We start from the raw sequence: 15,028 nt of genomic DNA, 5'->3' as shown, positions 1-15,028 counted from the left end.
CGATTTTTTGCATTTTTTAACCATAAAATTTACAAGAAAATCAAAATACTTATCAACAATAATTGAAGAAAATATTAATAAATAAAAAGTTAATTTACTTTTATTTCTCGATTTTTTTTTGTCAATTAGCAGTATGCATAATAATTGTTGAAAATTCAGATTATTATGGTCATTTTTAAAAAAGTTTACGTGTTTTATGGAAGATAATTTTTCGCCAAGAGTTAAAGATGTTATACAATTCAGTAAAGAAGAAGCCTTACGTTTGGGCCACGATTTTATTGGTACTGAGCACTTAATTTTAGGTATGTTACGAGATGGAAATGGTAGTGCAATTGATATTTTGAATTTTTTAAATATTAACTTTGATTTACTAAGAAAAAAAGTAGAAATTTTAAGTCCGGCAAACCCAAACGGAATATCAAATAACGATAAAAAAAACTTGCACCTAACGCGTCAAGCAGAAAGAGCATTAAAATACACGTTTTTAGAAGCTAAAGTTTTCAATACCACTTCAATTAGCACGGCTTTGTTGTTGTTGTGTATGCTAAAAAATGAAAACGACCCTACAACTAAGTTGTTAAACAAGCTGAAAATAAATTATGACAATGTAAAAGATATATATATGAGCCTAAACAATAGTGAAAATGACGAGATTTTAAAAAATTCGCCAAGAGCAGAAAGTTTTGACGATTCTGGCGAAGATAATTTTAAAGATAGCACTCCAACTCCACCAAGTAATAGTGGTAGCAAAACGACTAAAAAGTCGAAAACGCCTGTATTAGATAATTTCGGAAGAGATTTAACTGAAATGGCAGAAGACGGAAAACTAGACCCCGTTGTGGGACGAGAAAAAGAAATTGAACGCGTATCGCAAATTTTGAGTCGAAGAAAGAAGAACAACCCGCTTTTAATTGGAGAACCCGGTGTTGGAAAATCCGCTATTGCTGAAGGTTTGGCGATAATGATTGTTAAGAAAAAAGTATCTCGTATATTATTTAATAAGCGAGTAGTAACCTTAGATTTAGCGTCTTTAGTTGCTGGAACAAAATATCGCGGTCAATTTGAAGAACGCATGAAAGCGGTTATGAATGAGCTGGAAAAAAACGATGATATTATTTTATTTATAGATGAAATTCATACTATTGTTGGAGCAGGTGGTGCTACAGGTTCGCTTGATGCCAGTAATATGTTTAAACCCGCTTTAGCAAGAGGAGAAATACAATGTGTGGGTGCTACCACTTTAGATGAATATAGACAGTATATTGAGAAAGATGGCGCTTTGGAAAGACGCTTTCAGAAAGTAATTGTAGAGCCAACAACTGTGGATGAAACCATCCTGATTTTGAATAATATTAAGGGAAAATACGAAGACCATCATAATGTTACCTATACACCGGAAGCTATTGAAGCCTGTGTAAAACTTACTAGTAGATACATGACCGACCGTTTTTTACCAGATAAAGCTATCGATGCTTTAGATGAGGCAGGTTCTCGTGTGCACATTACTAATATTGAAGTCCCAAAACAAATTTTAGAACTGGAAAAACAATTAGAAGAAGTTCGCGAATTAAAAAACACAGTGGTTAAAAAACAAAAATTTGAAGAAGCGGCAAAATTACGCGACGATGAAAAGAAAATTGAAAAAGATTTAGCCATTGCACAAGAAAAATGGGAACAGGATTCAAAATTAAATCGTGTAGAAGTAACCGAAGACAATGTTGCAGACGTGGTTTCTATGATGACAGGCATACCTGTAAACAGAATTGCACAAACAGAAAGTAACAAACTGGCTAAATTACCTGAACTGATTAAAGGAAAAGTAATTGGTCAAGACGAAGCCGTACAAAAAATAGCCAAATCTATTCAAAGAAACCGAGCGGGTTTAAAAGATCCTAACAAACCAATTGGTTCCTTTATATTTTTAGGCTCTACAGGCGTGGGAAAAACGCAATTGGCTAAAGTGTTAGCTAAAGAATTATTTGATTCTGAAGAGGCGCTAATTCGTATCGACATGAGTGAATATATGGAAAAATTCGCAATTTCACGTTTAGTTGGTGCACCTCCAGGATATGTTGGCTACGAAGAAGGCGGCCAATTAACTGAAAAAATTAGAAGAAAACCTTACGCTGTTGTATTACTAGACGAAATAGAAAAAGCACATCCAGATGTTTTTAACATGATGTTACAAGTATTAGACGATGGTTTTTTAACAGATAGTTTGGGTAGAAAAATCGATTTTAGAAATACCATAATTATCATGACTTCCAATATTGGTGCCCGTCAATTAAAAGACTTTGGACAAGGTGTTGGTTTTGGAACGGCTGCAAAAACAGCTCAAGCAGATGATTACAACAAATCGGTAATTGAAAACGCCCTGAAAAAAGCATTTGCACCCGAATTCTTAAACCGAATTGATGATGTAATTGTATTTAATAGTTTAGAAAAACATGATATTGATAAAATCATCGATATTGAAATGGAAAAACTTATTTTACGTATTAAAGATTTAGGATATACGTTTACCATTTCTGAAAAAGCTAAAGATTTTATTGCCGAAAAAGGATTTGACAAACAATTTGGAGCACGACCATTAAAAAGAGCCATCCAGAAATATGTTGAAGATGCACTTGCAGAAGAAATTATCACCTCTAAAATTCATGAAGGCGATGAAATTTTCATGGATTTAGAAGACGCTTCACAAGAATTAATTGTAACTATAGAGAAAACAAAAAAACCTGCTAATTAGCAGGTTTTTTTTTAAAACTTTACTTTATATTAATAATTAATTATATTATTATTTATTAGCATAAGATAATCTTCCTATAATTCCAGGCATTTTTTTACCCTGAATGTCGTAAATTGATTTAATCCACATTGGAACTAACATAGGCACTACAATAAATGAAAGTTTATTAAACTCCCAGGCACCCTCAAAATCAAAATGAATGAAATGAATTACCGCTTTTGTCATACCACATGCATAACATTGCATATTCGCAAGTTGTACAGATAAACAAACACTTTCTCCTTTATCGAAAAAAGTTGCTGGTAAAAACAATAACACAATAGGAGCTACAATTGTAACTATATTAGAAGTGTAAAAAAATAATTTACGAAACATTTTTATTATAGTGTTTTAGAATAACCACCATTTTTAGGTTGTAAATCACCTGTAATGATTCTAACTAGGTCAATTAATGCCCAAACACCACAACCACCAGCTGTAAGCAATTGAACAACACCTTGCCAAGTGTATCCTAAATAAAATCTGTGAATTCCTAATCCACCTACTAAAGCAACAAGTACTAAAGCAATAATTTGACTTTTTCCGTCACCAGCAATTGCAGGAGAAGATAATTCGTCTTCTTGGTTTTCAACAACTACAGTTGTGTTTGTGTTGTTAGAGGTAGTTCTTTGAACTGGGAACGATGCATAAGTAGCCGTTAACGTTCCAACCATCAGCATTAAAGCTGATAAAAATAATTTGATTTTCATAAAAAAAATGTTTTAGATTTACACAAAAATAATAATTTAACTCAATCTGCAATGAAAAACATAAAATTTTTTTCAATTTTTTTTCCACTATTTTACTTAACTAGTTATTCCCAAGTAAATTACGAATTCTACGGTGCATTAAAATTAAATGGAAACGATAAAACCATCATCACATACCGATTAGTTTTTACTGAACAAAACGGTAAAATTAGTGGTTATTCCGTTACTGATTTAGATGGAGCACACGAAACTAAGAATGTAATTAGTGGTTCTTATGACAAATCTAAAAAGCAATTTTCATTTCAAGAGAAAGAAATATTATATACAAAATCAAAATTTGATGAAAATTCGTTTTGTTTTGTAAATTTTTCAGGAAAAGTAAAATTAGTTGAAAATACAAGTAAATTAGAAGGTGCTTTCAAAGGTTTATTTAATAATAAAACCAAATGTATTGATGGAACAATGTCTTTAATTGGTAGTAATAAAATTTATAATTTAGTAAATAAAGTAAATAAAAAATTACAAGGTTCTAAAAAAATAGATGCTAAAACTAAGAGCGAATCCAACCCAATTAAACTTATTGATAGCTTAAAAATTAATAAATTAAGCAAAGATCAAAATTTAAATGTGTTTTGGGAATCTAGTGTTTTAAAATTAGATATTTGGGATAACGGACAAGAAGATGGCGATATTATAAACGTATATCACAATAATAAATTAATTTTATCTGAATATTCAGTAACTAACAAAAAGAAAACTATAAATATCACTTTAATTGGTAAAAACGATGTTTTTAAAATTGTAGCTGTAAACGAAGGAAAAATAAAACCTAATACCGCAAAATTAGAACTTCACGATAAAAATAGAAGTTTTGAATTATTAGCCACTTTGAATAAAGATGAAGAAGCATCCATAACAATCGTAAAAAAACCTGCTAATTAGCAGGTTTTTTTTTAATCATTAATTCGTCTATTTCTTCAAAAATGGCAATTTAACCACTTTTGCTTTAATATCTTTATTTCTAATTCTAATATAAATCTCAGATTCTGGTGTTGCTAATGCTGTTGGAACATATCCCATTCCAATTGCAATTCCTAAACTTGGCGATTGTGTTCCAGAAGTTACAATTCCTACTACATTTCCATTAGCATCTGCAATTTCATAATCATGACGTGGAATGCCTCTATCAATCATTTCAAAACCAACTAATTTTTTAGAAACACCCGCTTCTTTTTGTTGTTTCAAGTTTTCTGAATTGGTAAATTCTTTTTCGAATTTCGTAATCCAACCCAAACCAGCTTCTAAAGGAGAAGTAGTATCATTTATGTCGTTTCCGTATAAACAGAATCCCATTTCTAATCGTAAAGTATCACGAGCCGCTAAACCAATTGGTTTAATTCCGAAAGCCGCTCCAGCTTCAAAAACTTTTGCCCAAATAGTAATTGCGTCTTCGTTTTTAAAATAAATTTCAAATCCACCAGAACCCGTATAGCCTGTAGCAGAAACAATAACATCTTGTTTTCCTGCAAATTCACCAATTTGAAACGTGTAATATCCCATATTTGGTAAATCTATCGAAGTTAAACTTTGCATCGCTTCAGCGGCTTTTGGTCCTTGAATGGCTAACAAAGAATATCCATCCGAAAGATTTTGCATCTCTACTCCTAAATCATTGTGAGATGAAATCCAATTCCAATCTTTTTCAATATTAGAGGCATTTACCACCAACATATAATGATTGTCTGCGATTTTGTATACAATTAAATCATCAACAATTCCACCTTCATTATTTGGCAAACAAGAATATTGTGCTTTTCCATCTACTAACTTAGAAGCATCATTTGATGTTACTTTTTGAATTAACGCCAATGCATTTTCTCCTTTTAAGAAAAATTCTCCCATGTGCGATACATCAAAAACCCCAACTCCAGTTCGTACCGTTTCGTGTTCTGCGTTTACTCCTTCATATTGAACAGGCATATTGTAACCTGCAAACGGAACCATTTTTGCTCCTAAACTTTCGTGAATAGCTGTTAATGCTGTATTTTTCATTGTACGATTTTATAAAATTTAAAGTTGCTAATGTATTGAAAATTCTTAAAAAAATAAAGCCAAAAACCCATAAATAGTAAGAAATTCACAAAATATTGTTTTAATACTGAAAATAGTTGCATTTTAGAATTTGTTTGTAGAATTTTGACAGCTAAAACAAAATCAAATGCATTATATAGATTCATCAGTACTTACAATAGAAAAAGTTAGAGAAATTATTTTTGAAGGAAAAAAATTAGCCCTTTCAGAAGAAGCTATTTCAAAAATTGAACGATGTAGAACGTATTTAGATGAAAAAATGGCCTCAAACGACAAAGCTATTTACGGAATTAACACTGGTTTTGGTTCGTTATACAATATTAAAATTTCGACTGAAAATTTAACCAAACTTCAAGAAAACTTAATGAAATCTCATGCTTGTGGTACCGGTGACGAAGTACCACACGAGATTGTGAAAATAATGCTGTTATTAAAAATTCAATCTTTGAGTTATGGACATTCAGGTGTGCAATTAGTAACCGTTAATAGATTAATTGATTTTTATAATAATGAAATTTTACCTGTAGTTTACACACAAGGTTCTTTAGGAGCAAGTGGCGATTTATCGCCTTTAGCTCATTTATGTTTACCATTAATAAATGAAGGCGAAGTGTATTACGATGGATTCCGTCAACCAGCGCACAAAGTTTTAGAAAAATTGAACTTATCTCCTATTACATTAAAATCAAAAGAAGGGTTGGCTTTATTAAATGGTACGCAATTTATGAGTGCTTATGGTGTGTACAATTTAATTCAAGCCGATAAATTAGCCCATTTAGCAAACATTGTTTCCGTAGTTTCTTTAGAAGGATTTGATGGCAGAAAAGAGCCTTTTAATGAATTAATTCATTTAGTTCGACCTCATAATGGGCAATTAACGACAGCAGCTCATATGCTAGAATTATTAGAAGATAGTGAAATTATTGCCCAACCAAAAAAACACGTACAAGACCCGTATTCTTTTAGATGTATTCCGCAAGTTCACGGTGCCTCTAAAGATGTAATTGACCACGTAAAAAAAGTATTTACTACCGAAATTAATTCGGTAACTGACAATCCAAATATTTTTGTAGGTGAAGATGAAATTATTTCTGGTGGAAATTTTCACGGACAACCTTTAGCGATGGCTTTAGATTATTTAGGAATTGCTTTGGCAGAATTAGGAAGCATTTCGGAAAGAAGAACCTACCAATTAATTTCCGGATTAAGAGAACTACCTGCATTTTTAGTCAGTAATCCTGGATTAAATTCCGGATTTATGATTCCGCAATATACCGCAGCAAGCATTGTTAGTCAGAACAAACAATTAGCAACTCCCGCAAGTATTGATAGTATTGTATCGAGCAATGGACAAGAAGATCATGTAAGTATGGGAGCAAATGCAGCTACGAAAACATTAAAAATCATTGAAAATTTGGAACGTATTTTAGCTATTGAATTATTTAATGCTTCACAAGCTATCGAATTTAGAAGACCTTTAAAATCCAGTGATTTCATTGAAATGTTTGTTAAAACCTATCGTGAAGAAGTGCCTTTAGTTACAGAAGATAGAATATTACATTACGATATTCAAAAATCAATTCAGTTTTTGAAGAGTTTTCAAGTGGAAGCTTAAAAAAAATTGAGTGTGAAATCCAAGTTATGCGAAAAGTGCAAAATTGAAAATATTATTCTCTTTAGAGTGCAAATTGAAAAAGGAAAAAACTGGATATTTGTATGTAAAATGTGTTGCGAAAAATTTCAGAAATTAGAACATTATAAATACTGCGGAACCTGGAAAGGAATTAGACACTAGTTTTTACTTCTTGTTTTTTACTAAATAAATCATAATTGCAGCACCAAAAATAATTTCTAAAACCAATCCAAAACTTATAATTAAAGTGGCGCCTGGCCATTTCATAATTTTGAATAAGGCACCTGTGGCTACAACGAAACTGCAAGCAATAATAATTAGTAAAAGTTTTTTGAAATTATTTTGCATATTTTACTTAATGTTTTTTTCGATAGCTTTTATCATTTCACCAGCAATATCTTTTTGAGTGGCGCCTTCAATTCCTTCTAATCCAGGAGATGAATTTACTTCTAATAACAAAGGTCCTTTAGATGAACGAATAATATCTACTCCTGCTACTTTCAAATTCATCGCTTTGGCTGCTTTTATGGCAATTCTTTTTTCATCAGCAGTAACTTTTACGATAGAAGCTGTTCCACCTAAATGAATGTTGGCTCGAAATTCGCCAGGAGCCGCTTCTCGTTGCATGGCAGCTACTACTTTTCCGTCTACTACAAATAAACGTAAATCTTTTCCGTTGGCTTCTTTAATAAATTCTTGCACTAAGATATTAGCATTCAAGCTTTTAAAGGCATTAATAACGGATTCGGCAGCTTTTTTAGTTTCAGCTAAAACTACTCCTTTTCCTTGTGTTCCTTCAAGTAATTTCACAATTAAAGGTGAACCACCAACCATTTTTATTAAATCGTCGGTGTCTAAAGGTGAATTTGCGAAACCTGTAGTGGGTATATCTACTTCATTATTCAATAATAATTGAAGTGAAAATAATTTATCTCTTGATTGTGTGATAGCCGCAGCGTTGTTTAAAGCATACACTTTTAGTGCTTCAAATTGTCTGGTTAAAGCACAACCATAATAGGTCATACTTGGTCGAATTCGAGGAATTATGGCATCAAAATCTTTTAAAACCAAACCGCCGCGATAGTGAATTTCTGGATTAGAAGCACTCAATTTCATGTAACAATATTTGATGTTTAAAAAATGCATTTCATGTCCACGCATTTCTCCGGCTTCAATAATTCTTCGGTTGCTATATAAGTCAGGATTACTCGCTAACAATCCAATTTTTAAACCTTTTTTCTCAGGTTCACTATAATAGTATTCTTTTAAATTTTCTGTTGTTGGTTGTCCTAATTCAAACTTTTTTTCGGGATCTACAATCAATCTTCCTACCATGGCTTCTCTTCCAAGCAGCATCCTGAAACCCATAGAATCTCTATTGGTAAGTGTGACCTCAACTTGCCAATTATGGATGCCTAATCCTACTTCTGTTCGAATTACGTATCTTTTTTCTCTTGTACCGTTGGAACTTTTTACAATTCTTTGGTCAATTAATTGTGCTTCACAATGAATAATAGATTTTGAATTATTCTGTATTGGATTGATATCAAATTTCAACCATTCTTCTCCATTTTTATCAAAAGTTTTAATATTTATTGCATGTAATGCAGATGTTTTAGCTCCAGAATCTACTCGTGCTTTTATAGCGGGAATTCCTAATTGTGGGAACGAACACCATTCTTCACTACCAATTAATGTTTTATCTTGCATTTGAGAATAATTTAAAATCGAATGTACTATTATTTTTAATTTGATATGATATCTTATCGTAATTTTTTTGAAATATATTGTCTTCCTTCTTAACATCTGCCATTAAATCACTTGGATCAATAATTACAGTTTTCACATTACCCTTTTGTGTGTCAATTTCTATTGTATAGGTCGGTATAGCCCAATCCCAACCTGATAAAACGTTTCTTTTTAAAGTAAACGGATTTGGTTTTTCCCATCGCATTAACGTATTTGAAATATAAAAATATTCTTTAGTTCCGTTTTCAAATTCAACAATTACATCTAAAGGCATCGGCATTCTACCTTTTCTTTCTAAAATGATTTTATTATTTTCTACAGACTTAATAGCGTAGTCAATCGTATTAGTAGTTTGCGTCCATTCATTTAAATACCAATCTAAGTTGGCACCTGAAACTTTTTCAGCAGTTCGCTTGATGTCATTTGGTGTTGGATGTGTAAATTTATAATCCGAATAATATTTTTTAATCGTTTTATCTAAATTTTCTTGTCCAATGATGTAACCTAATTGTGCTAAAAAGATTTCTCCTTTACTATATGCACCGATTCCATACGATTGGTTATAATCGTATCTATCCGCATGCGTTGTTAAAGGTTGTTCTTTTGCTGAATTGGCTAAAAAAACATAGTTTTTATAAGAATCTGCAAACGGGCTTTCTGGTTCTTTTGGTGGTAAAATTTCATTCATAGCTAAATTTGAAATATATGAAGTAAAACCTTCATCCATCCAACAATGTTTTGATTCATTAGTAGCTAAAATATGTTGAAACCAACTATGTGCAAATTCATGAGCGGTTACACCCACCAAACTGCCATAGCTTCTATTTCCAGTTATCAAGGTACACATGGCATATTCCATACCACCATCGCCACCTTGAATAACGGAATATTGTTTGTACGGATATTGCCCAACATTTTTATTGAAATAGGCTAATAATTCAGCGGTTTTAGGCTGCATTTTTTTCCAATTTTCAAGATTTTCTTTCTTATTTTTATAAAAAAAGTGTAATTCGGTTTCATTTTCACCCATAATTTTATCATGAATGTATTCTGGATCTGCTCCCCAAGCAAAATCATGAACGTTTGGTGCTATGAAATGCCAAGTTAATGATGATGTTTTTTTCGGATAAGTAACCACAACTCCTGTGTCTTCATATCCTTTTCCAATTTCATTTTTATTTTGAAGATAACCTGTACTTCCAATAGTATAGTCTTTGTCAATAGTAATTTTTACATCAAAGTTACCCCAAACACCATGAAATTCTCTTGCTATATAGGTGTCGGCATGCCAACCTTCAAAATCATATTCAGCCATTTTAGGATACCATTGCGTCATAGAAAGCGCTACATTTTCTTCTGAATTTCTACCAGAACGACGAATTTGTAAAGGCACTTGTCCTTCAAAATCTAATGAAAAAGTTGAATTTGATTTAGGTAAAATTGCCTGCGGCAAAGTAACTTCTAAAATAGTCCCTACTACTCTACTTTGTGCTGCTACACCATTTTGTTTGCAATTTGAAACCAACAAATACCCAATTTCATTAGGCTTCAACGTACTAATTCTACTTTCTTTTATTTCTTTTGTGTCTTTTGTGAATTTACGAACCATTCGTTTGTCTGGATCTGTAATGGTTTGCAAACGCATATCCATAGCACTACCCGGCTGAAACGCATTTGAATACAAATGAAAAAAGACTTTCTTTAACGTATCAGGTGAATTATTTGTGTAAATTAGTTCTTGCGTTCCTTTATATTTATATTTTTTCACATCCATATTCACATTCATTTTATAATCAACATGTTGTTGCCAATATCCTGAATTTGGATTGTTTTGTGCGAAGGAAATTCCTGTTAAAAGAATTAAAAAATGTTTAAGTGTATTTTTCATTATAATTATTTGACTTAAATGAGATAACCACAAAGATAAACGACTACGTATCACTTTGTGGTTGTTATATGTTTTTATTTGATTATTTTTTTGCCGTTTTTTCAGCTAATAGCAGTGCGTTATAGGCGTTTACTATTTTTCCTGATTTAGAAATTTCGGAAAAATTTGATTTCTTTTTTTCTTCTCCTATTGAAATCATGTTTTTTAACGATGTACCGCTTTCCATAATAATTTGTTTCACCTGAACGGCTGACAAACTTGGATAATACGAACGAATCAATGCGGCAACACCGGCTACATTTGGCGAAGCCATTGAAGTACCTTGTAAATATTCGTAGGTATTTAAAGGAGTAGTTGCGTATATTTTTTCACCTGGTGCGAAAATATCAACATTGTTTTTTCCGTAATTTGAAAAAGAAGCTACCATTTTAGACCCATAATCCGGAGTAAGTGCACCAATAATTAAAACATTATTAGCAAATTCTGGTGAATTATCATACGTGTCATTTGGATATTTATTAGTTACATCTAAATCATATGATTCGTTTCCTGCAGCAATTACTACAAGTACATCTTTAGAAGCCGCATATTTTATAGCATCTATAACCCATTCTTTGTTTTGAGAGAAATATTTTCCAAAAGATCCGTTGATAACTTTTGCTCCATTATCTACAGCATAGCGAATTCCTAAAGCAATATCTTTATCGTATTCATCACCGTCAGGTACTGCTCGAACAGCCATAATTTCTACTACTGAAGCAGCTACTCCATCGCCACCTTTTTTATTACCTCTTACTTGCGCCACAATACCTGCCACGTGTGTACCATGTTTGGCTTCTTTTGGTTCAGGACCTACCACATTATTATTCCCATATTTTCTGTCATTGATATCATCTGGATTGTCGCCAACTATTTTTCTACCATCGTATTCTAAATTCAAATTATAATTTAATTGCCCATAAACATGGTCTTTAAAATCAATAATTTCTTTATCAAATTCAGATTTTGTCATACCCGTTAAAAACTGAGAAAACATGGCTTTAGCTTGCAATAAACTTTGATCTTTAGTTTCAATTTTTTTAACTTCTTCTAAAGTAAAGTTGTCTTTTTTAAGATGCGATTTAATAGCTTTTTCAGCGTTTAAAATCATATCTAATTGCTGTTTATCTTGTTGCAATCCTTTAATATCCTCTTCTAATTTTGTTTTCGCTTTAGCATATTCCGAAGTATTAGGTCCTCTTTTTACAATACGAGTCATTTCTAATTGTTCATGTACAGCATCGCCTAAAAAATTCCAACCATGAATATCATCAATATATCCATTTTTATCATCATCAATAGTATTTCCAGCAATTTCTTTTGGATTGGTCCAAATAACCGATTTTAAATCTTCGTGATTAATATCTACACCAGAATCTACAATTCCAACGATAACTTTTGTCCCTTTTTTTCCTTTTAATACTTCTGAATACGCTTTATCCACACTCATACCTGGTACCGTGTCTTTTATTATGTCTAAATGACTCCAACGCTGTAAGTCTTTTTCTTTTAATGGCGTTGTTTTTAAAGACATTTTATCAATATTCTCAACCGGAGTTGAAACCATTTTGGCTGGACCACATCCAGATAAAACAAGCGCTAAAGCAAGTGATAGATATAAAGGTTTAAATAAATTTTTCATTTTTTATACATTTTATTTTAATTAGTTTATTTTTTGGATGGATTGTTACAATCATTCATATTTTATTTTAAATATAGATACAGCATTTCCACTTTTAAGCACGCTATCTTTTCCTTGCGAAGTTACAATTAATTGTGTTCCATCATGCGAAATTGCCATTCCAACTGGAAATTTAGATACATCCTTACTTGCAATTACTTTCATTTCTTGGGCGTCAATTACTACTACTTTACATTCGTTGTTTACACATGCAAAAATATATTTTCCGTCTGTAGTTGCTTCAATTGTTCTTGCGCCAAACCCAACATTTACCGTTTGCCAATTTGGATAATTTACTAGGGTTTTTTCATTTTCAAATGGAAGTTTTAATAGTTCGGAAAGTTTTGCTTTTTGTACCACGCCGTGTTTGTTTGAACTTAAAATTAAGTCATCATGATTAATAATTATATGTCTTAAATTTCCTTTGGAACCAGTAATTGTTCCTATATATTTAAAGTTTTTTGTTTCAATAACTGCAATGCCATTTCCTCCCATTTTTGCTATAAAAATATACTTTCCATCTGGTGAAAAAACAGTGCCACGAAGACAATTTCCGCAGTCATTATCTCTATTTACTTTTTGTCCGTTTGCATAATTCATTGTTAAACGTCCATCAACTTCAATGTGTGAAACATACTTAAAATCCATAACATTATTAGACGAAATGTCAATTATACCAACTGTGTTGTCACCCCAATGAGTAACCGAAATAAATTTATTATCTGGTGAGCAGGCAATCATTTTAGGCAATGGTCCAGATGGAATTACTCTAACAATTTCGTCGGTTTCTGTATTAATTATTGCAACTGCTGATGGAGATTCGGCATTTTCATCAAAATCTCGTCTATAAAAAGTAACCCACAAAAACTTTCCATCATGCGACAAGCAACTTTCTACTGGTTTGCCAAAAAAATGATTTAAATTTTCTTTTTTCTGTTTAAATTGATAATCAAACGCTGTATTTTCGTTGTTCTTAAATAAGTGCTTATTTTTCTCTGAAAAATGGTATTTAATAGTTTTTATTTTTATAAAAGTGTTGGCATCGTACACAACTGTTGCATAGCCTTCTAATGAATTTACATAAAATTTAGTACCATCTTTTGAATAAATTGCCGATTTAGGCGAATAAATATCCACATCGTATACATCTTTTTCCTCCTTTATTAAAGGATCAATTGCATGAATTCTTCGTTCTAATACCAATTCGGAAAATGTTCCGCTGGTTTTACAAATCTCTTTTTTTTCTTTTTCTAAAATTGAAACTTTTGGTTTGTTTTCCAAAGGTTTGTTTTGGCATGCTGCTACACATGCAAAGGCTAAAATTCCTAAAAAATAATTCATTATAAAATGTTGTTGCATGTAAAAACGTCTTTTAATCGTACTCCTTTTTCTGTTTTTTCTACGGTTATTATTTCATTATGGGCATCGTGCTCTAAAAATAAGTAGTAATTATTTTCTGCAGCTGCATTCATGAATTTTGCTTTTTCGTCCATAGTTAAAAGCGGTCTTGTATCGTATCCCATGACATACGGGATAGAAATATGACCAGCTGTAGCTATTAAATCAGCACAAAAAACAATGGTTTTTCCTTTATAATTAATATGTGGAAGCATTTGTTTTTCGGTATGACCATCTGCAAAAAAGATGCCAAAATCTAATTCTGAAGTAGCTAGAAAATTACCCTCGGTACGATTAATAAATTTCAACTGACCGCTTTCTTGCATAGGCAAAATATTTTCATTTAAAAAAGAAGCTTTTTCACGAGAATTAGGTTGAGTTGCCCATTCCCAATGGTTTTTATTTGTCCAATAATTCGCGTTTTTAAATGCTACTTCATAACCTGTTTTATCCTTATTCCAATTTACAGAACCACCACAATGATCAAAATGTAAATGTGTCATAAAAACATCTGTAATATCATCTTTATGAAATCCGAGTTTCGATAAAGACTTATCCAAACTTTCCTCACCCCAAAGGGAATAATAGCCAAAAAACTTATCGGATTGTTTGTTTCCCATTCCGGTATCTATTAATATCAGTTTATTTCCATCTTCTATAAGCAAACATCTTGCAGCAATATCTATTAAATTATTTGAATCCGCAGGATTAGTTTTATTCCAAATTGTCTTTGGTACAACACCAAACATAGCACCGCCATCTAACTTAAAATTTCCGGCTTCTATTGGATATAATTTCATAATTTATATTTTTTGCCAAATTACAAAATTTTCAATAAATGAAATCGTAAAATACAACAAGTTTGCGAAAGCAAACATCAATAAAAAAAACTATAACATTTATGACTACTAAAAAATATTATCAGCATAAATTAAAATTATGAAAATATAAGTTATAAAAATGTTATAAACCTTGTAAAAAGTTTTTTATGGTTTATCTTTGCAGAGTTAATTTAGACAAAATCAAAATAAGGAATATATAACAAATATAATTA

13 protein-coding genes are annotated in these 15,028 nt (G+C 31.6%); 4 read left to right on the top strand and 9 right to left on the bottom strand.

Translation table 11 applies throughout. From position 1 onward, the window contains the following. Positions 1-196 precede the first annotated feature (196 nt). Complete coding sequence (locus ABWP78_RS04625; protein WP_353169610.1) at positions 197-2,746, top strand: ATP-dependent Clp protease ATP-binding subunit; 2,550 nt, start codon at positions 197-199, stop codon at positions 2,744-2,746. Positions 2,747-2,794: 48 nt separating this feature from the next. Here ABWP78_RS04625 and ABWP78_RS04620 read toward each other — a convergent pair whose 3' ends face one another. Beyond that, the gene (locus ABWP78_RS04620; protein WP_353169609.1) at positions 2,795-3,121 is read right to left on the bottom strand and encodes a DUF2752 domain-containing protein; all 327 of its coding nucleotides are present in this window, start codon (positions 3,119-3,121) and stop codon (positions 2,795-2,797) included. Between the two features lie 5 nt (positions 3,122-3,126). Continuing rightward, the gene (locus ABWP78_RS04615) at positions 3,127-3,495 is read right to left on the bottom strand and encodes a TM2 domain-containing protein (RefSeq protein ID WP_353169607.1); all 369 of its coding nucleotides are present in this window, start codon (positions 3,493-3,495) and stop codon (positions 3,127-3,129) included. A gap of 51 nt (positions 3,496-3,546) precedes the next feature. Here ABWP78_RS04615 and ABWP78_RS04610 point away from each other — a divergent pair, with 51 nt between their 5' ends. Then, a complete protein-coding gene (locus ABWP78_RS04610) occupies positions 3,547-4,437 on the top strand; it encodes a hypothetical protein (RefSeq protein WP_353169605.1) in 891 nt (296 codons plus the stop codon). Between the two features lie 27 nt (positions 4,438-4,464). Here the strand turns inward: ABWP78_RS04610 and gcvT are convergent, their stop codons facing one another. After that, entirely contained in the window at positions 4,465-5,547 is a 1,083-nt protein-coding gene (gcvT, locus tag ABWP78_RS04605) for a glycine cleavage system aminomethyltransferase GcvT (RefSeq protein WP_353169603.1), read from the bottom strand. A gap of 166 nt (positions 5,548-5,713) precedes the next feature. Here gcvT and hutH point away from each other — a divergent pair, with 166 nt between their 5' ends. Continuing rightward, positions 5,714-7,201, top strand: coding sequence for a histidine ammonia-lyase (gene hutH, locus ABWP78_RS04600; protein ID WP_353169601.1), 1,488 nt, complete (start codon positions 5,714-5,716; stop codon positions 7,199-7,201). Between the two features lie 12 nt (positions 7,202-7,213). Further along, complete coding sequence (locus ABWP78_RS09805) at positions 7,214-7,381, top strand: DUF8622 domain-containing protein (protein ID WP_502905460.1); 168 nt, start codon at positions 7,214-7,216, stop codon at positions 7,379-7,381. A gap of 3 nt (positions 7,382-7,384) precedes the next feature. Here ABWP78_RS09805 and ABWP78_RS04595 read toward each other — a convergent pair whose 3' ends face one another. From ABWP78_RS04595 to ABWP78_RS04570, 6 genes are all read right to left on the bottom strand, one after another. After that, positions 7,385-7,567: a GldL-related protein gene (locus ABWP78_RS04595; RefSeq protein WP_353169599.1), complete on the bottom strand. Its 183-nt coding sequence runs from the start codon at positions 7,565-7,567 to the stop codon at positions 7,385-7,387. A gap of 3 nt (positions 7,568-7,570) precedes the next feature. Beyond that, positions 7,571-8,929, bottom strand: a complete 1,359-nt coding sequence (rimK, locus tag ABWP78_RS04590) for a 30S ribosomal protein S6--L-glutamate ligase (protein ID WP_353169596.1) — start codon at positions 8,927-8,929, stop codon at positions 7,571-7,573. Beyond that, positions 8,919-10,856, bottom strand: a complete 1,938-nt coding sequence (locus tag ABWP78_RS04585; RefSeq protein ID WP_353169594.1) for a M1 family metallopeptidase — start codon at positions 10,854-10,856, stop codon at positions 8,919-8,921. Before ABWP78_RS04585 ends, rimK begins: the two co-directional genes overlap by 11 nt. An 82-nt stretch (positions 10,857-10,938) precedes the next feature. After that, on the bottom strand, positions 10,939-12,537 hold the full coding sequence (locus tag ABWP78_RS04580) for a S8 family peptidase (protein WP_353169591.1): 1,599 nt from the start codon (positions 12,535-12,537) through the stop codon (positions 10,939-10,941). A gap of 51 nt (positions 12,538-12,588) precedes the next feature. Further along, positions 12,589-13,917, bottom strand: coding sequence for a hypothetical protein (locus tag ABWP78_RS04575; RefSeq protein WP_353169589.1), 1,329 nt, complete (start codon positions 13,915-13,917; stop codon positions 12,589-12,591). Next, positions 13,917-14,774, bottom strand: coding sequence for an MBL fold metallo-hydrolase (locus tag ABWP78_RS04570; protein WP_353169587.1), 858 nt, complete (start codon positions 14,772-14,774; stop codon positions 13,917-13,919). The genes ABWP78_RS04575 and ABWP78_RS04570 overlap by 1 nt, the downstream gene beginning before the upstream one ends. Positions 14,775-15,028 lie beyond the last annotated feature (254 nt).

Origin of the sequence: Flavobacterium sp. (assembly GCF_040402955.1) — a bacterium.
Lineage (GTDB): Bacteria > Bacteroidota > Bacteroidia > Flavobacteriales > Flavobacteriaceae > Flavobacterium.
Note: the sequence above shows the minus strand (reverse complement) of the source record. Positions and strands in the feature narration are given on the sequence as shown.